A 24340-nucleotide genomic window follows, 5' to 3' on the forward strand; every position below is an offset into this window, starting at 1 on the left:
GAAGTGCGTCACCACTCGCTGCAGTGCGCTCACCGTCGGGAGCCGCCTTTCATCTTCTCGACCACACCGGCGACGAAGTCGGCGATGTCATCGAGCTCACGGGAATAGCCCCAGTAGTCCGGGTGCGTTCCCTCCAACGCCTGCACCGCCCGCTCGAGGCGGGCCGAGGCGGCGTCGAGGACTGATCCGAACTGCCCGACCACACCCCGGTTGACGGCAAGCAATTGGGCATCACGGATCTGGAACCGCACCTTACCCGCGACCGCGACCGGATCGGCTCGGATCTCACGCAGGCGGACCAGCCGGTCGGTCACGGAGTCGACGCGGTCTTCGGCGGCTGCCAGCGCCTCACGCGCGGCGGCGATCGCGACCGCAGCGGCGTCGGGGTCGGAGTGTAGGGACTGAGCAGCGGCGGCGATGTGTTCACCTGCGGCCGCAAGGAGTCGAGCGCCCTGCTGATCCAGACCGGCCAGGTCGTCAGAACACTTCGACGAGAACTCGCGCAGCAGAGCCGAGTACGCGCCGGGCAGGCGTTCGACTCGAGTCTGGACGGCCGCCGAGCGCGTGCGTACCGACGCCAACGCACGGGTCACCTCGGCGATCCGGGACGGGGCAGCCGCAGTCACCGATGTCAATCGAGTGGTCGCCTCGACCAACTCGTCGCGCGCGCGCGCGAGGGCAGCTGTGCGACCGGCGGCTCGCGCGGCATCGAAATCGGCACGCACCTGCTGGTGGTGATCGATCGCCGCACGCACCGACGAGTAGGACCGCAGTTCATCAGGCAGGGCCTGCGCCGCGGCGAGCGCGGCGTCGGACTCCGCGGCGGCCGCCACCGCCTGGGTGGGGACAGCGGCCTGGTTCGCGCGGGCATTCTCCACGGCCACCGCATGCGAGGTGTAGAACCGATCGAGAGTGGCGATCGAATCCCGCAGAGCCGTTGAGCACGAGGAGAATTCGGCAGCCGAGCGCGGAATCGGCGCCCCCGTCGAAGAATCCGGCTCGGCGCTCAACGCAAGGTAGCGATCGATCGCGGCGTAGACCGTGTCCCGAACCGATGCGAAGTCGGCGACGAGTTGGGGATCGGTTCCGAGTTCGCTTGCCGCGTCGACCCCCTCGGTGATGATCGACAGTCGGGTATCGAGCTCGAGGAAGTCGCGGATCATCGCCTCACGCGCAGCAGCCTCTGGTCCCGACGGCAGCCGCGCACCCGATTGAGGTCCTCTACGAAACCACCCGGCGGTCACCGACGCGATGGTAGTCGTCGGCGGTGTGCGGGGTCGGCCCTGCTCAACCGAAGGGATGAACTCACAGCCACCGACCCGGAGTTCCCGTACCGTGGTCGACAACGGCCACCGGGGTCAAGCGACCCCGGAGCCGACATCACCACCGACGCATCAGCGAGAAAGGACTGACATGGGAGTCAGTTTGAGCAAGGGCGGCAACGTTTCCCTCACCAAGGAGGCCCCCGGTCTCACCGCGGTGGCGGTGGGTCTCGGCTGGGACATCCGCACCACGACCGGCGTGGACTTCGATCTCGACGCCAGCGCGATCGGGACGGGCACCGACAAGAAGGCGTTGTCGGACAAGCACTTCGTCTTCTTCAACAACCTCACCTCGCCGGACGGCTCGATCGAGCACACCGGAGACAACACCACCGGTGAGGGTGACGGCGACGACGAGGTCATCAAGGTCAACCTCTCGGCCGTGCCGCCAGAGGTCGACTCCATAGTCTTCCCTGTCTCGATCTACGACGCCGAGGCGCGCTCGCAGTCGTTCGGGCAGGTCCGCAACGCCTACATCCGGGTGGTGAACCAGGCCAACGGCACCGAGATCGCCCGCTACGACCTCAGCGAGGACGCATCGACCGAGACGGCCATGGTCTTCGGCGAGCTGTACCGCAACGGCGCCGAGTGGAAGTTCCGCGCGGTCGGACAGGGCTACGCGTCCGGGCTCGCGGGCATCGCTCGCGACTTCGGGGTCAACGTCTGATCCACATCACACCGTCACGACCCCCGCGAGGCGAGATCTCGCGGGGGTCGTTGCGGTTGCACTAGGCTGTGGGCTCGTTCCTCGCCCACGCGACCGGGTCGGTCGCGACACACCGCTCGACATGGCCCACGTCGTGCGCAACGCAACGGAAAGGCCACCCATCGTGGTTGTTCGGATCTTCGGGGTGTCGGTTCTCGTCACCATCGGCTCGCTGATCGCGGCCTTCGTCTACGACAGCTGGCAGGGCGTCGCCCTGTGCGCCATCCTCGGCATCCTGGAAGTGTCCCTCTCATTCGACAACGCCGTCATCAACGCGACCGTGTTGGAGCGGATGAGTGAGTTCTGGCAGAAGATCTTCCTCACCGTCGGCGTCCTGATCGCCGTGTTCGGTATGCGCCTGATCTTCCCGCTGGTGATCGTCTGGGTGACCGCGGGACTCAACCCGGTACGCGCGTTCGACCTGGCGCTCAATCCCCCCGCGAACGGCGCCGAACGTTTCCCCGACGGATCGCGCAGCTACGAGACCATCCTCACCGACGCCCACCCGCAGATCGCCGCGTTCGGTGGGATGTTCCTGTTCATGCTGTTCCTCAACTTCATCCTCGCCGAGCGCGACACGGTGTGGCTGGCGTGGTTCGAGAAGCCGTTGGCCCGCCTGGGCAAACTCGACCAGCTCGCGGTCATCATCGCCGGCGGGTCGCTGGTGCTGATGGCCGAGTTCCTGGCCGAGGACAAGGATCGTTCAACGGTCCTGGTCGCCGGCATCCTCGGGCTCATCACCTACATCGCCGTCGACGGCCTGGGTTCGTTGTTCCACACCGAACAGTTCGAGGAGAGCGCAGACGGCGGGCCGTCGAAGCTGGTGAAGGCGACCGGTAAGGCTGCGTTCTTCCTGTTCCTCTACCTCGAGGTCCTCGACGCATCGTTCTCCTTCGACGGCGTCATCGGCGCGTTCGCCATCACCGCCGACCCGATCATCATCGCGTTGGGCCTGGGCTTCATCGGTGCCATGTTCGTCCGATCCATCACCGTCTACCTCGTTCGCGCGGGCACTCTGTCCGAGTATCGGTACCTGGAGCATGGCGCGCACTGGGCCATCGGCGCCTTGGCGGTCATCCTGTTCGTGTCGGTGCGCTTCCACATCAACGAGGTGGTCACCGGTTTGATCGGCGTCTTCTTCATCGGCGCGGCGTTCTTGACGAGCGTCCTGGCCAACAAGCGAGACGACGGCGACTCCGATGCTGCCACCGGCTCCCGAGTCACGCAGCCCGCAACTGCGGACTGACCCTCCCGCACCCCCGATGGCGAGTCCGGCGACTCATTGTGCGCGTTCCGGTTTCGCTCACGTGTCGATGAGTATGATTCGGTTCAGAACACTCGTTCACTGACAGACGCGGCACGAGGGAGCGACGTGGACCTGCTCAAGTGGAGCAAACGACCGGCGGCCGGGGTGCAGGCCACCCGGCCCCAGGCGAACATCGTCCGTGGCCTGATCGCTCGGGCCACTACACCGTTGCTGCCAGACGACTACCTCCACCTGATCAACCCGTTGTGGTCGGCGCGCGAACTACGCGGCCGGATCGTGTCGGTGCGCAAGGAGACCGAGGACAGCGCCACCGTCGAGATCGAGACGGGGTGGGGTTTCTCGCACACCTACCAACCGGGTCAGTACGTGGGCATCGGGCTGCAGGTCGACGGGCGCTGGCATTGGCGCTCGTACTCACTGACCTCGTTCGGTGAACCGCAGCAGAAGAAGCGGATCACCGTGACGGTCAAGGCGAACCCGGACGGGTTCCTCTCGACCCACCTCGTCGACGGGGTGAAGCCCGGCACCATCATCCGGCTCGCCCCGCCGCGGGGCGACTTCACCCTGCCGCATCCGGCGCCGGCACAGATCCTGTTCATCACCGCAGGCAGTGGCATCACCCCGGTGATCTCGATGCTGCGCGGGCTCCGGGCTCGGGGCGAGACCCCCGACATCGTGCACATTCATTCGGCACCCACCCGCGAGGACGTGATCTTCCTCGACGAGATCGAGCAGTTGGCGGCTGCCGACGTCGGATACACGCTGCACCTGCAGCTCACCCGCGAGATGGGCAAGGTCGATCTCACCGATCTCGGGTCGCAGGTGCCCGACTGGACGTCACGCTCCACCTGGGCCTGCGGTCCGGTCCAGATGCTCGACGACGTGGAAGCCGTGTGGACCAGCGCAGGCATCGCCGATCATCTGCACATCGAGCGTTTCGCCATCGCGCGCACGGACAAGGGTGGCGAAGGTGGCACCGTCACCTTCGCCAAATCTGGCAAGTCTGTCGAGATCGATGGCGCCACAACACTTCTCGAAGCGGGGGAGAACCTCGGGATCCAGGTCCCGTTCGGTTGTCGAATGGGAATCTGCCAAACCTGCGTAGTTCAGCTCACCGAGGGCTATGTTCGGGATCTGCGCTCCGGCGACGAACGTCGGGAGGGGGATCGCATCCAGACGTGCATCAGCACGGTGTCTGGAGAATGCACGCTTGACCTGTGAGTCCGAGCGCCACACCCGGCGCCTGGATTTCCACCACGAACGACGGAAGTGGCCATGGCAATCACCGACATCGACAAGTACGCCCACCTCACCGACGCCGACGTCGAAGCGCTCGGACGTGAACTCGACGCGATCCGCCGTGACGTCGAAGATTCCCGTGGCGAGGACGACGCCCGCTACATCCGGCGCACCATCGCGTTCCAGCGCGGCTTGGTGGTCAGCAGCCGGATCCTGCTCATGTTCAGCAACCGCACACCGGCGTGGCTCGCCGGCACCGCCATGCTCGGCGTGGCCAAGATCGTCGAGAACATGGAGATCGGCCACAACGTCATGCATGGGCAATGGGATTGGATGAACGATCCCGAGATCCATTCCTCGGCGTGGGAGTGGGACACCACTTGCCCGAGTGTGGGATGGAAGCATTCGCACAACTTCGTGCACCACAAGTTCACCAACATCGTGGGCATGGACGACGACGTGGGCTACGGCATCATGCGCGTCACCCGGGACCAGAAGTGGAACCCCGCCTACCTCGCCAACCCGCTGGTGAACATCATGCTGGGCACCTTGTTCGAGTGGGGCGTGGCCCTGCATCACCTAGAACTGGAGAAGGTGCGCAAGCGGCAGAAGTCGTTCGGTCAGGTGCGACGCGACCTACGCATCATCGGCCAGAAGGTGGGCAAGCAGGTCGCCAAGGACTACGTCATCTACCCGGCGTTGGCGGGCCCCAACTGGCGGACCACGATGTCGGCAAACGCCGTGGCCAACCTCATCCGCAACTACTGGTCCTACATGGTCATCTTCTGCGGACACTTCCCCGACGGTGCCGAGAAGTTCACTCCTGAGGAATTCGAGACCGAGGATCAGGCGCGCTGGTACCTGCGGCAGATGCTGGGTTCGGCGAACTTCACCGCCGGACCGGTGATGCGCTTCATGAGCGGCAACCTCAGCCACCAGATCGAACACCACCTGTTCCCCGACCTGCCCAGCAACCGCTACGAGGACATCGCGGTCAAGGTGCGGGCTTTGTGCGAGAAGTACGACCTGCCTTACACCACCGGGTCGATCGTGCATCAGTACGCGCTCACCTTCCGCACCATCGCCAAGCTCGCACTCCCGAACAAGCTGCTCAAGGGCACTTCCGACGACGCCCCGGAAACGGCCTCGGAACTGCGGTTCAACGTGCGTGAGGGCATGCGTGACACCTTCGTCGACCCCGCTACCGGCCGTCGCCGCGGATTGCGGACCGCGTTGCGGGAGTTGAAGTCCGGCGCGGTCGCCTGATCGGGGGCCGGTGACCGACCCCGATTCACCGTCCTCGGCACCCGATGGAACCGAGCGGTCCCCGGAGAGCCCCAGTGGGGTGGGGTCTGGCCTGCACCGGGCCAAGGTGGTTCTCGGTCGCGTGGACGGCTCGCCAGCCGTGGTGCGCGTGGTTCGGTCGGCTCGGCGAGCTGCTCCAGGTGATCTCGACCTCGATCGTGACCACGGCATGCCCCGACGGCTCAGCGACCGCTTGGCCCGACTGATCGGGGGGTCGAGCGCCGAATCCCCCAGTGCCCTACGTGAACTCGGGTTGACCGCGGTGCAGATCTGGCAGTCGCTGGCCGAGCGGAGTTCTGGTGGCTCCACCGAGGTGGCAGAGGTGACCATCCTCTTCACCGACCTGGTCGGCTTCTCCAGCTGGGCGCTGCGCGTCGGCGACGACCACGCCGTCGATCTGCTCCGCCAGGTCACCGACACCACCACTGCGATCGTCGTGGATCGGCGTGGGCGGGTGGTGAAGTCGCTGGGGGATGGACTGATGGCGGTGTTTCTCGACGGCAGCGATGCGATCGAAGCCGCACATGAGGCGGCCGTCGCGGTGAGCGCGATGACCGTCGCGGGGTGGCGCCCGGCCCTGCGCGCCGGACTCCACACCGGACGGCCACGACGCGACGGCACCGACTACCTCGGCGTCGACGTCAACATCGCTGCCCGCGTGGCCGACGCCGGAGCGGGGGAGAGGTGCTGGCCACCGCCGCCACGCTGGCGGCCACCGATCCCGAGAAATACCTGCGACGGCGCAAGCGTTTTCGGGCCAAAGGCGCGCCGCGCGACCTTGAGGTGTTCGCCGTGGTCCCGCGCTACGAACAGCGCTGAACCCGCGCAGGAATTCATCGCTGTTCGACAGGTGTTGCGCTGACTGCCATCTCGCCGACATCGGCGACCCCGCAGGCGATGTGACAATTCCGACCATGCGCATCGCCGAGGTCGCGAACTTCTACGGCCCACGCTCGGGCGGGTTACGGACCGCGGTCGACCAACTCGGTCAGGGATATGCCGCCGGGGGCCACGAGGTGGCGCTGGTGGTCCCAGGCGCCCGAGCCGCCGAGGAGACGCTCGACTCCGGCGTCACCCGCATCACCGTTCCCGCGCTGGAGGTTCCCGGAACCGGTGGCTATCGGGTTGCTGACCCGTTCCAGGTGATCGATGTGCTGCGTGGCCTGCGTCCCGACGCCGTGGAGATCTCGGATCGACTGACCTTGCGTGGCATCGGACCCTGGGCGCGGCGCCACGACATCGCGTCGGTGATGATCTCCCACGAGCGCCTGGACCGGCTGCTCGGTCAGGTGCTGCCCACACCGTGGGCGCGTCGCGCCGCCGACCTGGCCAACGCCCGCACCGCAGCCACCCATGACGCCGTGGTGTGCACGACCGGTTTCGCGACCGCCGAGTTCGAGCGGATCGGAGCCACCAACGTCCACCGCGTACCCCTGGGCGTCGACCTCGACCTGTTCCACCCCCAACGACGCTGCCCTGATCGCGGTGACGCGTGGCGTGCAGGTGCCGCACACCTGTTGGTCCACTGTGGCCGACTGTCGGTGGAAAAACACGTCGAACGCAGCATCGACACCTGCGCCGAGCTGGTCGCCTCCGGTGTCGATGCGCGACTGGTCATCGCCGGGGACGGGCCGCGCCGGCCCGCGCTGACCAGACGCGCCGCCGGTCTACCCGTCGAGTTCATCGGCTTCGTCGACGACCGGACCGAGGTGGCCGCGTTGCTTGCCTCCGCCGATGCGGTGATGGCACCGGGCCCACACGAGACGTTCTGCCTGTCGGCGCTGGAATCGTTGGCTGCGGGCACGCCGGTGGTCGCGTCTCGGACCTCGGCGGTCGCCGAGGTCATCAGCCAGGACTGTGGTGCCGTGGCCGACAACACCACGACGTCTTTCGCCGACGGCGTGCGCTCGGTGCTCGCGCTGCCTGGTGGCGGACGAGTTCGGGCCCGCTGCCGCGCCGAGGATTTCGGGTGGCCGGCCTCGGTGGACGGGATGCTCGCCGTGCTCTCGGCCTAGCCCTACTCACCCGCCCGACTCACGCACACGGCCCGGACGCGACATCGCATCCGGGCCGTATCGGTGAACGGGAGACCTACTTCGCGCAGGTGAACTGCATGACGTCGATGTAGCCCTTACGGAAGAAATCCGCGCACCCGGTCAAGTACTTGATGTAGGTGTTGTAAGTCTCCTCCGAGGCGATCCGGATCGCGTCGTCGCGACGCTCCTCGAGTGCGGCAGCCCAGAAGTCCAGGGTCCGCGCGTAGTGCTGCTGCAGCGGCTGGATGCGCTCGACCGTGTAGCCCGCAGCCTGCGCTCCGTTCTCCACCTCATGCGGCTCGGGCAGCTCGCCACCGGGGAAGATCTCCTTGGCGATGAACTGGCCGAACTCGAGCACCGAGCGGTTGACCGGAAGGCCCTTCTCACGCAGCGTGTGCCGGTGGAATTGCACGATGGTGTGCAGCAACATCCGGCCGTCGGACGGCATCAGACTGTAGCTCCGCTCGAAGAACGCCGCCCACCGCTCCTTTTTGAAATGCTCGAAGGCACCGATGCTGACGATGCGATCAACCGGCTGATCGAACTCTTCCCAGCCCTGCAGGCGAACCTCAGCGGTCCGCCCCTCGGGGGTGGCCTCGGCCAGCGATGCGTTGACCAGCTCGTACTGGTTCTTGCTCAGCGTCAGACCGATCACGTTCACGTCGTACTTCTCCATGGCACGCTTGATGGTGGTGCCCCAGCCGCAGCCGACGTCGAGCAGCGTCATGCCCGGCTCGAGGCCCAGCTTGCCCAGCGACAGGTCGACCTTGGCGTACTGCGCCTGCTCGAGGGTGTAGTCGTCCTTCTCGAAGTAGGCGCAGCTGTACATGCGAGACGGATCGAGGAACAGGTCGAAGAAGTCGTTGGACAGGTCGTAATGGGCCTGGACTTCTTCGTAGAACGGGTCGAGCTCGGTCATGAGAGATGGATACCTTCCGTTGCGGTCGCGCTCATCATGGCTGCCCAACGCCCCCTGCGCTCGGGCGTGGAGCACATGTGTTCCGCACGACAGTACCGCGCGAACCATCGGCAGCCCTCACGGGAGGATCGCAGAAGCGCTTGCCCGCCACGTCAAGGCCGACCTGGTGTCAACGCATGGTCTGACCTACCGTCTCTCGCCATGGGAGTCCTCACCCCGCTGGCCGTCAGGCTGGGGTCCACCGCCTGGATGCCGCGACTGCTGCCGGTCATCGAACGCACCGACTCCAGCCTGCAACGGCTCACCCGAGGCCGGATCAGCCTGCTCGACCTGGCCGGGCTGCCCAACCTGATGCTGCGGGTGCCGGGCCGCTCGACGGGGATCATGCGCGCGACCCCGCTGCTCGCGGTTCGTGGGCAGACCGAGGCACACACGAGCTGGCTGATCGCCGGTTCATACTTCGGCAATGCGCGCACACCAGCCTGGGTGCACAACCTGCGCGCCGCCATCGCCGACGATCGCACCGCTGACATCACCATCCGGGGCAAGACCACCACCGTGCAGGCCCGCGAGCTGTCGGGACACGAACGCGCCGACGCCTGGACCGCCCTGCTGGCGATCTGGCCGAACTTCGCGCTCTACGAACAACGCACCAGCCGCGTCATCCCCGTCTTTCGCCTCACCGCGGCCTGACTCACACGCCGGCTCGCCGGGGCCCCAGATGCCGACTCGGCAGTACTTCAGATGCCGGCTCGCCGGCGCGAATCGATGACCCCGGTGTCAAAGCCCGCCAGATGCAGTCCGCCGTGAAAGCGCGCATGTTCGATCTTGACGCACCGGTCCATCACCACGGTCAGACCCGCGTCCTGGGCGCGCCGAGCCACCGTTTCGTGCCACAACCCCAGCTGCAGCCAGATCGTCTGCGCGCCCACCGCGATGGTGTCGTCCAGCACGTCGGGAAGATCGTCGTGGCGGCGAAAGACATCGACCATGTCCGGACGCTCGGGCAGGTCGACCAGCGTGGGGTAGACCGCCGTGCCCTCCACCTCGGTGATCGTCGGATTCACCAGATACACGCGGTAGTCGGAGGTCGACGACAGGTATTTGGTGACGAAGTAGCTGGCCCGGGCGGGGTTGGCCGACGCGCCGAGGATGGCGATCGATCGGGTACTCCGCAGGATCTCGCGGCGTCGCTGCGCCGAGGGACCCACCCAGGTGCGCTCGGAACCACCCGCTGACACGGCCATCACCGCACTCCGTCCGTACCGGTCGCCACGCGCAGGGCCTGGTCCAGATCCCACAGGATGTCGTCAACGTCCTCGATGCCGACGCTGATCCGCACCAGCTCCGCGCCCACCCCCGCGTCGCGGAGTTGATCGTCGGTCAGCTGCCGATGGGTGGTGCTGGCGGGGTGGATGACCAGGGTGCGCACATCACCGATGTTGGCCACATGGCTGGCCAGCTGCACGCTTTCGACCAACTTCTGTCCGGCGTCGCGGCCACCGCGCACCCCGAACGCGAACACCGCACCCGGTCCGGCCGGCAGATACTTCGCGGCACGATCGTGGTGCGGGTGATCCGGCAGCCCCGCCCACCGGACGTACTCGATCCGCGGGTCGGAGTTCAGCCACTGCGCCACCACCCGCGCGTTGCCGACGTGGGCGTCCATCCGCTGGGGCAACGTCTCGACACCCTGCACCAGTTGAAACGCCGAGGTCGGTGACAGGCTGGCTCCGAGATCACGCAGCTGCTCGCTGCGCAGCTTGGTCAAGAACCCGTACTCACCGAAGTTGCCCCACCAGGTCAACCCGCCGTACGAGGCCACTGGTTCGGTCATGGCGGGAAACCGCGACGATCCCCAGTGGAAGCGGCCCGCCTCCACCACCACCCCGCCCAGGGTGGTGCCGTGACCGCCGAGAAACTTGGTCGCCGAATGAACCACCACGTCGGCACCGAACTCGATGGGACGGCACAGCCACGGGGTGGCCATCGTCGAGTCGACCACCAGCGGGAGACCATGTGCGTGGGCCATCTCCGCCAGACCCTCGAGGTCGGCGATCTCGCCCGATGGGTTGCCGATCACCTCGGCGTAGATCAGCTTGGTCTCGTCGGTGATGGCGGCGGCGTAGTCGTCGGGATCAGAACCTCGAACAAAGGTGGTCTGCACCCCGAAGCGCCGCAGGGTGACGTCGAGCTGAGTGACCGTGCCGCCGTACAGCCCGGCTGCGGACACGATGTGATCACCAGCCCCGGCGAGGGTGGCGAACACTGCGAACTCGGCCGACAAACCGCTCGCGGTGGCCACCGCCCCGATGCCACCTTCGAGGCTGGCCATCTTCTCCTCGAACGCGGCCACCGTCGGATTGCCGATCCGGCTGTAGATGTTGCCGTACTTCTGCAGGGCGAACAGGTCACCGGCATCCGCCGAATCGTCGAAGACGAAGCTGGTGGTCTGATAGATCGGCAGTGCACGCGCCCCGGTCTGCGGATCGGGGCGAGTTCCCGCGTGGATTGCTTTGGTACGCAATCCGAATTCGTGTTCGCTCACCTGCGCGACACTAGTCGATCTGCGGCACCGACCTCGCAGGGCCGAACGGAGCATCTCGACTGCCACGTCGACCCGTTCGCGGGCGGGAGCCCGGGCGCCTCACCTGACTTTCCGGGCTGCGGTGAGCAGAATGTCATCGCGCCCACACCACGGCGTAACCGCTCTCCACCCAGACTCGCCCATCCTGGGACACATGGTCCGATCGGTGTGTGCCTACTGCGGCGTGGGATGTGGCCTGCTGCTGCAGATCGGTCGGCGTCCCGACGGATCAACGCATGTGGCCCGGACCATCGGCGATCCCGAGCACCCGAGCAACCGCGGTCGGTTGTGCACCAAGGGCGCCACCACCGCCGACATGCTGGCCGCGCCCGGACGTCTGACCACCGCATTGCTGCGGACCGATCGCACCGGCGACGCCCACCCGGTCGACACCGACACCGCCGTGGCCGAGGCCGCCCAACGGATCCGTGCCGTCATCGACGAGCACGGCCCGCAGGCCTTCGCCATGTACGTCAGCGGCCAGATGTCGATGGAGGCGCAGTACCTGGCCACCAAGTTGGTCAAGGGATTCATCGGCACCAACCAGATCGAGTCGAACTCACGGTTGTGCATGGCCAGCGCCGGCACCGGCTACAAGCAGTCACTCGGCGCCGACGGTCCACCCGGCTCCTATGACGATTTCGATCACGCCGATCTGTTCTTCGTCATCGGCTCCAACATGGCCGATTGTCACCCGATCCTGCACCTGCGGATGCTCGACCGGATGGCGGCCGGGGCCCGGCTGATCGTCGTCGACCCCCGCCGTACCGCCACCGCGGACAAGGCAGATCTGTTCCTGCAGATCGCCTCGGGTACCGATCTGATGTTGCTCAACGGCATCCTTGCGCTGCTGGTGGCGGCGGGCACCATCGACGAGGAGTTCATCGCGGCCCACACCGAGGGCTGGGAACAGATGCCTGCGTTCCTGACCGAGTTCACACCCGAGCGGGTGAGCGCCACCTGCAGGATCGATGAGGCGGATCTGCGGACCGCGGCGCGGTGGATCGGGGAGTCCGGCAACTGGATGAGCTGCTGGACCATGGGCCTCAACCAGTCCACGCACGGCACCTGGAACACCAACGCGGTGTGCAACTTGCACCTGGCCACCGGCGCGATCTGCCGCACCGGTAGCGGACCGTTCTCGCTCACCGGCCAGCCGAACGCGATGGGCGGGCGCGAGATGGGCTACATGGGCGCGGGGCTGCCGGGGCAACGGTCGGTCACCGACCCCGCCGACCGTGCCTTCGTCGAACAGGTCTGGCGGCGCCCGGCAGGCACCATCAGCACCGATGTGGGCGGTGGGACCATCGACATGTTCACGCGGATGGCCACCGGGCAGATCCGCGCCTGCTGGATCGTGTGCACCAACCCTGTTGCCAGCGTGGCCAATCGTTCCACCGTCCTGGCCGCCCTGGCCGCCGCCGACGTGGTGGTCGTCCAGGATGCGTTCGTCGACACCGAGACCAACGCGCACGCCGACATCGTGCTGCCCGCGGCCATCTGGACCGAGACCGAGGGGGTGATGGTCAACTCCGAACGCACTGTCACGCTGTGCACCCCGGCTCTCGCGCCACCGGGTCAGGCACGCGCCGATTGGCAGTTGATCGCCGAGATCGCCTGTGCACTGGGCTATTCCGATGACTTCACCTATGCGTGCGCGGAAGAGGTCTTCACCGAGATCCAGCAGTTCGCCAACGTGACCACCGGATACGACCTGCGTGGGATGAGCTACGCAGCGTTGCACACCGGACCCATCCAATGGCCCTGCCCAACGCGTTCGGGGTCGCCGGCCGAGCCGAGACCGACGCGCACGCCAATCAGATACCTGCACAACGGATCTCCACGTTTCCCCACCCCGAGCGGCCGGGCGCGGTTCCTCGCCCGCCCCGCACTGGACCCCGCCGAGATGCCCGACGACGACCACCCGTTCCTGCTCAACACCGGTCGGCTGCCGCACCAGTGGCACACGATGACCAAGACCGGACGCGTCGCGAAACTCAACCGGCTCAACCCCGCACCGTTCGTCGAGGTGCATCCCGACGACGCCGACGCGTTGGGGCTCACCGCCGATCACCTCGTCGACATCACCTCGCGGCGCGGGCGGGCGCGACTGCCGGTGTCCATCACCGATCGGGTGCGGCCGGGAACGTGTTTCGCGCCGATGCATTTCGCGGACAGCTTCGGACCCGATCTCGCCATCAACGCGGTCACCAACGATGCCGTCGACCCCGAATCGGCCCAACCGGAGTTCAAGGTGTGCGCCGTGGCCCTCACCGCTGTGGCTGCGGCTCCGATGGCCCCGAGGCTCGGTCAGGACGCAACCGACCACGACACCCCGCTGGACCCGCGAACACACGGCGCACAGACACCAAGCGCACCGACGGACAGCCCAGAGCTTGTCGACCGATCAGACGATCACATCGATGCGCTGCGGGCCGCGGCGCGGATCGAGGCGCGCCTCCCTGCGTTCGACGCACACCACCGTGCCTACCTCGACGGGTTCTTCACCGGACTGCAGACCGCACCGCCGCAGCCCGGCGAGACCCCATGTCTGCCTGCGCAGGCCCCGTTCCCACCCGATCAGCGAGCGTGGGTTGATGGACTGTTGGCCGCGACGTACGGTCCGCGTCGGCGCGCGATCAACCCCGACCTCGGGTCGTCACCGGCGGTGTCGATTCTGTGCGCTTCCCAGACCGGCACTGCCGAAGAGTTCGCCACCCTCACCGCGCAGCGCCTGGGGGCCGCAGGCATCGCCGCCACGGTCCGCGAGATGAACGAGGTGGCGGTGGCCGAGCTGCATGCACACTCGCCGCTCCTGGTCGTCACCAGCACCACCGGCGACGGGGAGGCCCCCGACAACGGCCGTAGATTCTGGGCCGAGCTCGCCGCTGCCGATGCGCCCGCCCTCGATGGCCTCCAGTTCGCGGTGTTGGCCTTCGGCGACTCCAACTACGCCGACTTCTGCGCGCACGGCCGCAATCTCGACGCTCGCCTCGCGGAGTTGGGCGCGCAGCGCTTGATCGATCGGATCGACTGCGAACCCGACTTCGAGCCCGCAGCGAACCGCTGGCTCGATGCGGTCACCACCGCGTTGTCCTACGTCCACACCGATCCCGCCGGCACCGATCCCGGACCCGACCATCGCGGCTCCACGGGCAGCGCCCCTGCTGTCGCCAGCGGAGCCGCCATCACTTCGGTCACCCCCGAATCGTGGGGACGGAATCGCACGACGCCACTGACGACGCGGGTGTGCCGCAACGAGTTGTTGTCCGCGCCAGGCTCGAACAAGGAGGTGCGACAGATCGGCTTCGAGCTGCCCGAGGCAATCGACTACCGGGCCGGCGACGCTCTTGGAATCTGGCCGCGCAACCGGATCGAGCTGGTCGAGGAGTGGCTGCAGGTCACTGGACTCGACGGCGACACCGAGGTGCACACCACCCGCGCCGACACGACGCTGCTCGACGCCCTGACTCGCGACCTGGAGATCGCACGCATCACGCCTAGGTTGATGGAGTTCGTGGTCCACCGCACGGCCGATGTGGACCTCGAGGCCCTGTTGTTGCCTGGCAACGTCGAACGTCGCACCCAGTGGATGTGGGGGCGCCAGAGCGTGGACGTGCTGCGCGAGTATCCGACTCGTGCGTCCGCGCAGGAATGGGTTGATGTCCTGAGCGCACTGAGCCCGCGTCTCTACTCGATCTCCTCGAGCCCGCACACCAGTCCGGGCGAAGTTCAGATCACGATGTCGACGGTGCGCCATCGGGTGCATGGGGTGGCTCGGTTCGGGGTGTGTTCGTCCTACCTGGCCGACATCGCCCGTGAGGTGGAGGTGTTCGTCAAACCCACGACCCACTTCCGTCCGCCGTCCGACCCCGGCGCCGCAGCCATCATGGTCGGGCCCGGCACCGGGATCGCACCGTTTCGAGCGTTCCTGCACGAACGTCGGGCGCTGGGGCACACGGGCGCGAACTGGTTGTTCTTCGGTGAACAGCACGCGGCGACCGACTTCTATTACCGTGCTGAGCTCGAGTCGATGGTCGCCGAGGGTCTGCTGCGACTCGACACCGCGTTCTCTCGCGATGGGAATCGGGTGTACGTGCAGGACCGGATGCGCGAGCACGGCTCTGAGCTGGCGCGGTGGTTGCGCGACGGTGCGTCGCTGTTCGTGTGCGGGGCGCAGCAGATGGCACGCGAGGTCGATCTCGCGGTCACCGGCATCATCGCCGAGCACGCGCAGTTGGCACCGCACAGCGCTCAGAGTCACCTCGCCGCGCTGGCCGCCGATCATCGTTACCTGCGTGACGTCTACTGATCGCCGATTCGCGTCGGCCGAATCCGACTGACGGCCAACGATTGTGTGGCCGTCGGCTCGGGTTCACCCCGGAGACTACGATGGGTCATGTGTCGGTCTTCGTGTCGCTGGTCCTGATCGCGAGCGATCTCGCGATAGTCGGCGGCTGGATCTGGTCTCTGACGCGCGGCTGGACCGCAGCCGACGACCCCGACTTCGAGTTGGCCATCGAGGCCGCCCGCCAACTGGGCGTGGACCCCGACGGAGTACCCACCGGTGAGAGTGCTGCGAAGATGCGCGAGGACGCGGTCGCCTGGAAGCACCGGCTGGAGAACCGTGCCTCGCTTCCGGCGTTTGGATCGGCGGTGCTCAGCGGCACCGCCATGGGATTCAGCGGCAACGCCTACGGCCACGGCGTGGGGTTGACCGACACCTGGATCATCAGCTTCTTGGCGCTGATCGTGTCGCTGATCATCGCATTCGCCAGCCGACTCATGGTGGCCAAACGCATCCAGCGGCGGCTGCCTCGGCTGTTCGGTCACCTCCCGTCCTGAACCGCGCCGCGCGGGTCGCACTGTCATTTCCCGCACGAGTCCGACAGAGTGGTGTGGTGGGAAAACTCATCATCGTCGCTGCGGTTGTCTTCGCGCTGATCGTGCTGGCCGGTGGCCTGTGGTTTGCTTTCGATTCCTCAGCGCGGATCCGCCGGTTCGCACGGTCCACCGACCTGATCCCCGGCCGGCCTGGGCGCGCTCCCAAAGAATGGGCCACCTCCGACACCCGCGAAGCGATCCTGCATCGGCGGATTCGCTACGCGATCGCCACCGTGCACGAGAATCCTGCCGTCCACGCAGACGATGTCGTCGGTCGCGCCCGGGAGCGCCTCGATGAGGCGGTGTTCGCGCTCGACGATCGCTTGATCGCCGCAGCCGCCGCCGCCGACGACAAGGAGTTGACCCGCGTCGGTTACGCCGTGGACAACCTCGAGTCGTTGGCGGGCAAACTGATCTACGCCACGCCTGACGATGCGGCGTCGGCCGTCGACGCGAGCATCGCCTTCCTCGAGGACCCGCGAAAGCCGGTAGAGCCGGACGCCGACGAATCAGACTGAGTTCCACCATCACGCGCGGATGTGGTGCGCCTCCCATTTGCATCCATCACTCTATGCATTAGCCTCGCTAAGGAAAGGGTATGCCACGGCCCCACCAGGGCCACGACGAGGAGCGCGCGAATGACCGAGACGATCTCCACCCCCACTGCATCGCCCGTGCAACACCGCCCGAGTTCGCGTGAGCAGCGCAGTCAGCGCAGTCGGCGGCGCCTGGCCGAACTCATGGCCACCGATCCCCAGGTCCGTGACAGCACTCCACTGCCGGAGGTGACCCGCCGATTCGGCGACAACCGCCCGCTCAGTGAGATCATCATCGCGCTGATGACCGACTATGCCGATCGGCCGGCGCTGGGCCGTCGCAGCACACGCCCGGTCGCCGACTCGGCCACTGGCCGCACCACCCGCCGCCTGCAACCCGACTTCGAGACGATCACCTACCGCGAACTCGCCGACCGGGCCACGGCATTGTGCGCCCACTGGTTCGACAGCGGCCTGCGGGTCGGCGACATGGTGGCCACTTTGGGATTCAGCAGTGTGGACTACGCGGTGGTCGAAGTGGCAAGCACCCTTCTCGGGGTGGTGGGCGTTCCCCTGCAGACCAGCGCGTCGGCGGCTCGCTTGGCGCCCATCCTCGACGAGGTCGCGCCCCGGTCGATCGCAGTGTCGGTCGATCATCTCGCTGACATGGTCGCTCTCATCGCCTCGGGTCCACGCCCGATCAGCGTGATCGTCTTCGATCACGACGGCGCCGACGACGATCACCGGCAGACGATCACCGAGGCGCACGAGGTTCTCGACGCGCTCGGCGTGGACCTCATCACACTCGCCGACGCCATCGCCCACGGCGCTGAGTGCCCAGCGGCTCCGCTGCATCAGGCAACAGCTCGCTCGTCGGAGCTCGCCGGACTCCTCTACACCTCGGGCAGCACGGGCACACCCAAGGGCGCGATCTACACCGTCGGGCATGCGGCACGCCTGTGGGCGGGCAACTTCATGTCGACCTCCGCGGTACCCGAGATCACGATCAACTATCTGCCGTTGAGCCACTTGGCCGGTCGGGCAGCACTGATGCACACGCTCTCGCGCGGTGGCACAGCCTATTTCGTGGCTCGCGCCGATCTGTCGACACTCTTCGACGACATCGCGGCTGTGCGACCAACCGACCTGATGCTGGTGCCACGGGTGTGCGACATGATCTTTCAACGCTTCCGTGGCGAGCTCGATCGGGCCCAGACCTCCGGGGCTGCCGACAACATTCACGATCCCGACCACCTCGCACGCACGGTCAAAGAGTCGTTACGCACCAGCGTGTTCGGTGGGCGGGTCGTGTCAGCGCTGTGTGGGACCGCGCCACTGACCGACGACATCGCCGAATTCATGGCCGACTGCTTGGACACACCCATCGCCGACGGCTACGGCTCGACCGAGGCCGGGGCGGTCACCATCAACGGCAGACTGGCGGCCGCGGTCACCGAGGCCAAGCTGGTCGACGTGCCAGAACTGGGGTATCACACCACCGATTCACCGCATCCCCGCGGCGAATTGCTGGTCAAATCGGAGGCGGTGATCCCGGGCTACTACAAGCGGCCCGATCTCAACGCCGAAGTGTTCGACGCCGACGGCTTTTACCGCACCGGCGATGTGATGGCCCAGGTCGGCGATGACCAGTTCGTCTACCTCGATCGCCGCAAAAATGTCATCAAACTCTCGCAGGGTGAGTTCGTGGCGGTCGCCCAGCTCGAAGCCACCTACAGCGCCGCACCCGGCGTGCACCAGATCTTCGTGTACGGCAACAGCTCCCGCGCCTACCTGCTGGCTGTGGTGGTTCCGACCACCAAGGCAGTCGCGGCCGCAGGCGGGGACAATGCCCGCCTGCGGGCACAGCTGAGCGCAGCCATCGCCGACACCGCACGCAGCGCCGGGCTGAACTCCTATGAGATTCCGCGCGAGATTCTCGTCGAGAGGCAGCCGTTCACCGCCGAGGCCGGGCTGCTTTCCGGCGTGGGAAAACTGTTGCGGCCCAAGCTCACCGAGCACTACGGGCAGCGGCTCGAAGCCCTCTACGACGAGATCACCCGAGCTCAGGACGACGAGTTGTCCGGGCTGCGCGCCCACCTGGCGGATCGCGCCACCGTCGATACCGTCACCCGGGCGGTCGCCGCGACCCTCGGCGTGACGATCGATGCGGTGGCCCCCGAGGCCCGGTTCGCCGATCTCGGCGGTGACTCGCTGTCGGCGCTGTCGGTGTCCACACTGCTCACCGACCTGTTCGAGGTCGACATCGAGGTCGGGATGTTGATGAGCGCAGGCTCCGACCTACAGGCGATCGCAGATCACATCGATGCTCGACGCGGTGGCGCCGCACCCCGTCCGGTGTTCGCATCGGTGCACACCTCCTCGGCCACCGAGGTCACCGCGGCCGAGCTCACCTTGGACCGGTTCATCGACGAAGCCACCCTGGCCGCAGCCCCCACCCTGGCCCGAGCGTCGACATCGGTGTCGACCGTCCTGTTGACCGGAGCCAACGGCTACCTCGGTCGGTTCCTGTGCCTGGAGTGGCTCGAGCGGATGGCTGCGGTGGACGGCACCGTGGTGTGCATCGTCCGCGGCCGCGACGAGGCCGACGCCCGCGCCCGGCTGACGGCGGCCTTCGACACCGACTCCACACTGTTGCAACGGTTCCACGACCTGGCCGCCGGTCATCTCGACGTGCTGGCCGGCGACATCGCCGAGCCAGACCTTGGATTGTCGCGCGAGCGCTGGCAGCAGCTCGCCGACACGGTCGATCTCGTGGTGCACCCGGCTGCCCTGGTCAACCATGTGCTGCCATATCGACAGTTGTTCGGCCCCAACGTGGTCGGCACCGCCGAGCTCATCCGGTTGGCCCTCACCTCGACCGTCAAGCCGATCACCTACCTGTCCACCGTGGCGGTGGCCGGCGGGGCCGGTCCGCAGGTGCTCGGCGAAGACCTCGACATCCGCACCGCGTCGGCCACCCGCGCCATCGACGAGTCGTACGCCAACGGGTACGGGACCAGCAAGTGGGCGGGGGAGGTGCTGCTGCGCGAGGCCAACGACCTGTGTGGCCTGCCTGCGGCCATCTTCCGATCGGACATGATCCTCGCGCACAGCACATTCGCCGGGCAGCTCAACGCGCCTGACATCTTCAGCCGTCTGCTGCTCAGTCTCATCGAAACCGGGATCGCACCGGAAACCTTCTATGCCACCGACGCATCCGGCGCTCGACCACGAGCACACTACGACGGGCTGCCCGCAGACTTCACCGCCGCATCCATCGCCACGATCGGCGCATCGGTCACCTCCGGCGTGCACACGTTCAACGTGGTCAACCCACACGACGACGGCATATCCCTCGACGTGATCGTCGACTGGCTGATCGAGGCCGGAGTGACCATCACCAGGATCGGCCGCCACGGCGAGTGGGTGGACCGCTTCGAGCGCAGCCTGCGGGCGCTTCCCGAGCAGCAGCGGCAGGCGTCGGTGTTGCCGCTGCTACACGCCTACTCCCGACCTCAGCCCGCCGACGCGGGCTCACCATTCCCCGCGCAGCGCTTCGCGGCGGCGGTGGCCGCGACCGGGGTCGGCGACGATGGGCGCATCCCACACCTGACCGCCGACCTGATCACCAAGTATGTTCGGGATCTCGCCGCACTCGGTTTGACCACCCGCACCGGGTGATCCGGTTCAGCTGACGGCGCGCTGATCTGTCGACCGACCGAGGTGAACCGGCAACGAAGCCCAGCCGTTGAGGACACGGGTGTCGCGGCGCACCCCGCCACCAGCGAGCGAGAGATCAGGGAATCGGTCGAACAGCGACCGCAACCCCACCTCGGTTTCGGCACGCGCCAACGCCGCACCGAGACAGAAGTGGCGGCCCCCGGAAAACGACAGATGCCGTGCCGCGTTGGCACGGGTCACGTCGAAACGGTCGGGGTCGTCGAACACCTTCGGGTCGCGGTTGGCACCGGCGAGCACCAACACCATCACCTCCCCGGCCTGAAAGTGGTGCCCGCGCACGGTCACTGCGCGCCGAGCCACCCGCGCGGTCAGCTGCACCGGCGCCTGCAGCCGCAACAACTCGTCGGCGGCGTTGGGCCACCACGACGGGTCGGCCTCGAGCACCGCGAGCTGATCGGGGTGGCGGACGAACTGTTCGATCCCACTGCCCAGGATGTTCACTGTCGTCTCGAACCCGGCCGCCAGCACCAACCCGGCGATCCCGCGCAGTTCGGTGTCGCTGAGTCCCACCCCGTCCTCGGTGGCATGGATGAGTTGACTCATCAGGTCGTCACCGGGATGGCGGCGCAGGGTGGCGATGTGGTCGGTCAGCCACTCGTCGAAGGTGCGTAGACCGGACTCGACCATCTGGAACTGCGCCCAGGTCAACCCGATGTCGAGCGACGGCGCAGCCGCTTCCCCGAACGCGAGCACAGCCGGACGGTCAGCGTCGGGGACACCGAGGATATCGCCGATGACCGCCACCGGAAGCTGGGCGCAGTACCGCTCGATGATGTCGACCGGTCCTGTCTCGGTGGACAATTCGTCAAGCAGTCGATCAGCCACCAGCTGCACGTTGTCGCGCATCCCGGCCACCGCTCGCGCGGTGAACACCGACGACACCAGCTTGCGGTAACCGGTGTGTTCGGGCGGTTCGACCGCGAGCAGCGACGGTGGTCGAAGCGGGTGCAACGTCTGCGAACGGGTGAGGCTGTCGATCAGGCGCAGCGGCCCGGGCAACCTGGACCCGAGCACGATGCTGCGGAAGTCGTCTGAGCGCAGCGTCTCGTGCACGATGTCGTGTTCGACCGTCATCGACGAGATCATCGTCGACACCAGCGGACCGGCCGCGCGCAGTTCGGCGTAGACGGGCAGCGGATCGGCCTTGACTGCCGGATCGGCGATCAGCCGGGCCTGCGGGTCACCACGTGTGGCGGCGCGGGCAGCCAACACGCGGATGAAACCGTGCATCGCCGCCCAGCGCAGGCGCAGACGGAGCTGTTCGCGAGCGGAGGCGAGGAGTGTACGTAGCGAGCCCGATGCCATGGCGCTCACGCCCCAATGCGGTCGAGAACGGCCAGGTCATCCTCGGGCAGGTGCAACCCGGCCGCTGCGATGTTGTCGCGCAGATGCTTCGGCGACGACGTGCCGGGAATGAGCAAGATGTTCGGCGACCGCGCCAACAGCCACGCCAACGCCACTGTGCGGCTGGAGGTCTCCAGGCGAGCTGCGACCGCGTCGAGTTCGCCCGACTGCATCGGAGTGAATCCGCCGAGCGGGAAATAGGGGACGAACGCAATGCCCTCGGCCGCCAGATCGTCGACGATCTGGTCGTCCACCCGATGCACCACGCTGTAGTTGTTCTGAACGCAGACGATCGGCGCGATCGAGCGCGCCTCGGCGATCTGATCGGCGTCGACGTTGCTGACACCGAGGTGCTTGATCAGGCCATCTTGTTGCAGCTGCGCCAATGCGGTGAACGGCTCGGCGATGGAACCTGCTGTTGCGGAGTCGAATCCGCCGACCCGCAGATTCACCACGTCGATGGCATCGATTCCGAGGTTGCGCAGGTTGTCGTGCACCGCCGATCGCAACTCGTCGCTGGAGAGCGCCTGCGGCCAATTGCCGTCGGCGTCGCGACGCGCACCCACCTTGGTGACGATGCACAAACCAGCAGGGTAGGGGTGCAGGGCCTCACGGATGATCTGGTTGGTGATGTGTGGGCCGTAGAAGTCGCTGGTGTCGATGTGGTCGACGCCCAGTTCGACCGCCTCGCGCAGGACGGCGACCGCAGCGTCACGGTCAGCGGGCGGCCCGAACACGTGCGGGCCGGCCAGCTGCATGGCGCCGTATCCCATTCGGTTGACCACGAGGTCAGGCGCGAGGGCATAGGTGCCGGCGGCGGCAGCCGTGACGTTCATGTGGACTCCTGTCGGCGGGTGCAGGCTCACGGTTGACAGCCCTGCGATGGACTGCGCTACTTCTCAGCATGCCCTACGCCGTCAGTCACAGGTCTCGGCCAGCCGCTTGATGTTGCGCAGCTGCTGGCGCGCCATCATCAGATCGCCGATCGCCAGCAGCGGCGCGCCCACGCGTCCGACTCGGTCGGTGACGATCTTGAGCAGCAGCCGGGTGGACTCCTCCTGCGGGACAAGCACATAGGACATGATCGCGCCGAGGATCTCACCGGTGAACGCGCGCTGGGGCTCGACGGCGCGGATCGGTCCGAACCGTCGAGCCATGGCGGTCATGAACGGTTCGCCGACCTTCGGCTCGGGTAGTCCGAGAAGCCGCTGCGGCGACCGCCGTCCGAGGTTGTCCACAAGGTCATACGAGTACGGCGCCACCCGAACCTGGGTCACCCAGGGCCACAGCCGCTCTGGGGTGGTCGCGACGGTGATGCCGCGCCATGCCTGCAGGGTGGGTCGGGCGACCAGGTCATCGCAGGGGTAGCGGCGCGCCACCTCAGCGTCGGTCACGTTCCACCGATCACCGATCACCGTCGGGCCCACGCTGCGATCAACTCGAGTTCCTCAGATCGGGTGAGACCCGAGACCCGGTCGCGGTCGAGACCGCGAGCCTGCTCGTCGGCGAGGGTGTCACGCAACGTCTCGCGCAGGGGGCGCTCCTGCCCACCGGCGGCGCGGTAGGCAGTGTTGGCGCGGCGGGCAAAGCCGACCATCTCCCGCGGCAACCACAGCGGCAACGAACGCGGCCCGCCCCAGTAGGCGACGTCATGCGCGACCAACCAATCGTCATCGGCCACCACCCGCGGCCGCCGGTGACCAGCCACCTCGGCGGCGGCGTCGATCACCTCACCGAGCGGAACCGGGGTGCCCACCACGTCGACGACTCCGGTTGTCTGTGTGGCTGCGGCGTGGACCAACCACTGCGCGGCATCGCGCACGTCGATGACCTGTGCCCACAGGTCGTCGACCCGAGGGATCAGGACCTCTTCGTGCTCGGCATCGCCCGCCTGAGCCGCGAGAGCACAGCGTGCCACCCAGTAGCCGAAGCGGTCACTGCGGTCGCCGGGACCGACGATCAACCCAGGTCGCGCGATCAACAGTCGGTCGCCGAGTGCGTCCGCAGTTGCGCGTTCAGCGGCCACCTTCGCCTGCCCGTAGTCGGAGAGGTCGTCAGGCTGAACCGTCGAGGCCGTCTCGTCTGCGCCGATCGTCGTGTCGTCGTCGTACACCGAGATGGTCGAGACCAGCGTCCAGTGACGGGCGCGCGAAGCCAGCGCGGCCAACGCACCTGTCACCAACGCGAGTTCGTGGGACAGCTCGATCACGCTGTCCCACTCGTGTTCTCGGACGCTTGCGTACGCATTCGGCATGGTGCGATCGGCGTGTACAGCGGTAACGCCCGGCGGCATGGGACCCGCCTGTCCACGCGCCAGGCACGTCACGTCGTCGCCGCGTCGCAGCAGTGCCGCAGCGATCTCACCACCCAGCTGCGCAGTTCCTCCCAAGATCAGTGTCGAGGCCATGCCTTACAGCAGAACAGACTCGGCCAGGATGTACCCACCTCATCCGC

At 67.1% G+C, this 24340-nt stretch carries 19 protein-coding genes; 11 read left to right on the forward strand and 8 right to left on the reverse strand.

All coding sequences use genetic code 11. The features are described from left to right. Positions 1-29: 29 nt before the first annotated feature. Complete coding sequence (locus tag KIK15_RS15350; protein WP_214245556.1) at positions 30-1244, reverse strand: hypothetical protein; 1215 nt, start codon at positions 1242-1244, stop codon at positions 30-32. Positions 1245-1413: 169 nt separating this feature from the next. Here KIK15_RS15350 and KIK15_RS15355 point away from each other — a divergent pair, with 169 nt between their 5' ends. From KIK15_RS15355 to KIK15_RS15380, 6 genes are all read left to right on the forward strand, one after another. Beyond that, a complete protein-coding gene (locus KIK15_RS15355) occupies positions 1414-1989 on the forward strand; it encodes a TerD family protein (protein WP_214245557.1) in 576 nt (191 codons plus the stop codon). Between the two features lie 163 nt (positions 1990-2152). Next, entirely contained in the window at positions 2153-3274 is a 1122-nt protein-coding gene (locus KIK15_RS15360; protein WP_214245686.1) for a DUF475 domain-containing protein, read from the forward strand. 126 nt (positions 3275-3400) lie between these two features. Further along, positions 3401-4516: a ferredoxin reductase gene (locus KIK15_RS15365; RefSeq protein ID WP_214245558.1), complete on the forward strand. Its 1116-nt coding sequence runs from the start codon at positions 3401-3403 to the stop codon at positions 4514-4516. Between the two features lie 54 nt (positions 4517-4570). Next, positions 4571-5800: a fatty acid desaturase gene (locus KIK15_RS15370; protein ID WP_214245559.1), complete on the forward strand. Its 1230-nt coding sequence runs from the start codon at positions 4571-4573 to the stop codon at positions 5798-5800. 10 nt (positions 5801-5810) lie between these two features. Beyond that, a complete protein-coding gene (locus KIK15_RS15375) occupies positions 5811-6701 on the forward strand; it encodes an adenylate/guanylate cyclase domain-containing protein (protein WP_307851918.1) in 891 nt (296 codons plus the stop codon). A 52-nt stretch (positions 6702-6753) separates the two neighbouring features. After that, on the forward strand, positions 6754-7854 hold the full coding sequence (locus KIK15_RS15380; RefSeq protein WP_214245560.1) for a glycosyltransferase: 1101 nt from the start codon (positions 6754-6756) through the stop codon (positions 7852-7854). 76 nt (positions 7855-7930) lie between these two features. Here the strand turns inward: KIK15_RS15380 and KIK15_RS15385 are convergent, their stop codons facing one another. Continuing rightward, on the reverse strand, positions 7931-8794 hold the full coding sequence (locus tag KIK15_RS15385) for a cyclopropane mycolic acid synthase family methyltransferase (RefSeq protein ID WP_214245561.1): 864 nt from the start codon (positions 8792-8794) through the stop codon (positions 7931-7933). 201 nt (positions 8795-8995) lie between these two features. On the opposite strand from KIK15_RS15385, the gene KIK15_RS15390 reads away from it, so the two are divergent. Next, entirely contained in the window at positions 8996-9487 is a 492-nt protein-coding gene (locus KIK15_RS15390) for a nitroreductase family deazaflavin-dependent oxidoreductase (RefSeq protein ID WP_214245562.1), read from the forward strand. Between the two features lie 47 nt (positions 9488-9534). Here KIK15_RS15390 and KIK15_RS15395 read toward each other — a convergent pair whose 3' ends face one another. Next, on the reverse strand, positions 9535-10041 hold the full coding sequence (locus KIK15_RS15395) for a CoA-binding protein (protein WP_214245563.1): 507 nt from the start codon (positions 10039-10041) through the stop codon (positions 9535-9537). Continuing rightward, positions 10041-11342, reverse strand: coding sequence for an O-acetylhomoserine aminocarboxypropyltransferase/cysteine synthase family protein (locus tag KIK15_RS15400; RefSeq protein WP_214245564.1), 1302 nt, complete (start codon positions 11340-11342; stop codon positions 10041-10043). Before KIK15_RS15400 ends, KIK15_RS15395 begins: the two co-directional genes overlap by 1 nt. A 193-nt stretch (positions 11343-11535) precedes the next feature. Here KIK15_RS15400 and KIK15_RS15405 point away from each other — a divergent pair, with 193 nt between their 5' ends. The 4 genes from KIK15_RS15405 (at position 11536) to car (ending at position 20482) form a co-directional block, all read left to right on the forward strand. Beyond that, a complete protein-coding gene (locus tag KIK15_RS15405; RefSeq protein ID WP_214245565.1) occupies positions 11536-15693 on the forward strand; it encodes a bifunctional nitrate reductase/sulfite reductase flavoprotein subunit alpha in 4158 nt (1385 codons plus the stop codon). A gap of 89 nt (positions 15694-15782) precedes the next feature. Continuing rightward, entirely contained in the window at positions 15783-16226 is a 444-nt protein-coding gene (locus KIK15_RS15410; RefSeq protein ID WP_214245566.1) for a hypothetical protein, read from the forward strand. A gap of 53 nt (positions 16227-16279) precedes the next feature. Beyond that, positions 16280-16783, forward strand: coding sequence for a hypothetical protein (locus KIK15_RS15415; RefSeq protein ID WP_307851919.1), 504 nt, complete (start codon positions 16280-16282; stop codon positions 16781-16783). Between the two features lie 120 nt (positions 16784-16903). Beyond that, positions 16904-20482, forward strand: a complete 3579-nt coding sequence (gene car, locus KIK15_RS15420; protein WP_214245568.1) for a carboxylic acid reductase — start codon at positions 16904-16906, stop codon at positions 20480-20482. A 6-nt stretch (positions 20483-20488) separates the two neighbouring features. Here the strand turns inward: car and KIK15_RS15425 are convergent, their stop codons facing one another. The 4 genes from KIK15_RS15425 to KIK15_RS15440 all read right to left on the reverse strand — a co-directional run bounded on the left by KIK15_RS15425 (position 20489) and on the right by KIK15_RS15440 (position 24293). Beyond that, a complete protein-coding gene (locus tag KIK15_RS15425) occupies positions 20489-21847 on the reverse strand; it encodes a cytochrome P450 (RefSeq protein ID WP_214245687.1) in 1359 nt (452 codons plus the stop codon). Between the two features lie 5 nt (positions 21848-21852). Further along, positions 21853-22722 (reverse strand): oxidoreductase, encoded by an 870-nt coding sequence (locus KIK15_RS15430; RefSeq protein ID WP_214245569.1) that lies wholly within the window; start codon positions 22720-22722, stop codon positions 21853-21855. 81 nt (positions 22723-22803) lie between these two features. Beyond that, the gene (locus tag KIK15_RS15435) at positions 22804-23313 is read right to left on the reverse strand and encodes a polyketide cyclase (protein ID WP_250324695.1); all 510 of its coding nucleotides are present in this window, start codon (positions 23311-23313) and stop codon (positions 22804-22806) included. Then, positions 23298-24293 carry an NAD-dependent epimerase/dehydratase family protein gene (locus tag KIK15_RS15440; protein ID WP_214245570.1) on the reverse strand — a complete coding sequence of 332 codons (996 nt, stop codon included), beginning with the start codon at positions 24291-24293 and terminating at the stop codon, positions 23298-23300. The genes KIK15_RS15435 and KIK15_RS15440 overlap by 16 nt, the downstream gene beginning before the upstream one ends. Positions 24294-24340 lie beyond the last annotated feature (47 nt).

It is taken from the genome of Williamsia sp. CHRR-6 (genome assembly GCF_018474015.1).
In the GTDB taxonomy this organism is placed as follows: domain Bacteria; phylum Actinomycetota; class Actinomycetes; order Mycobacteriales; family Mycobacteriaceae; genus Williamsia_A.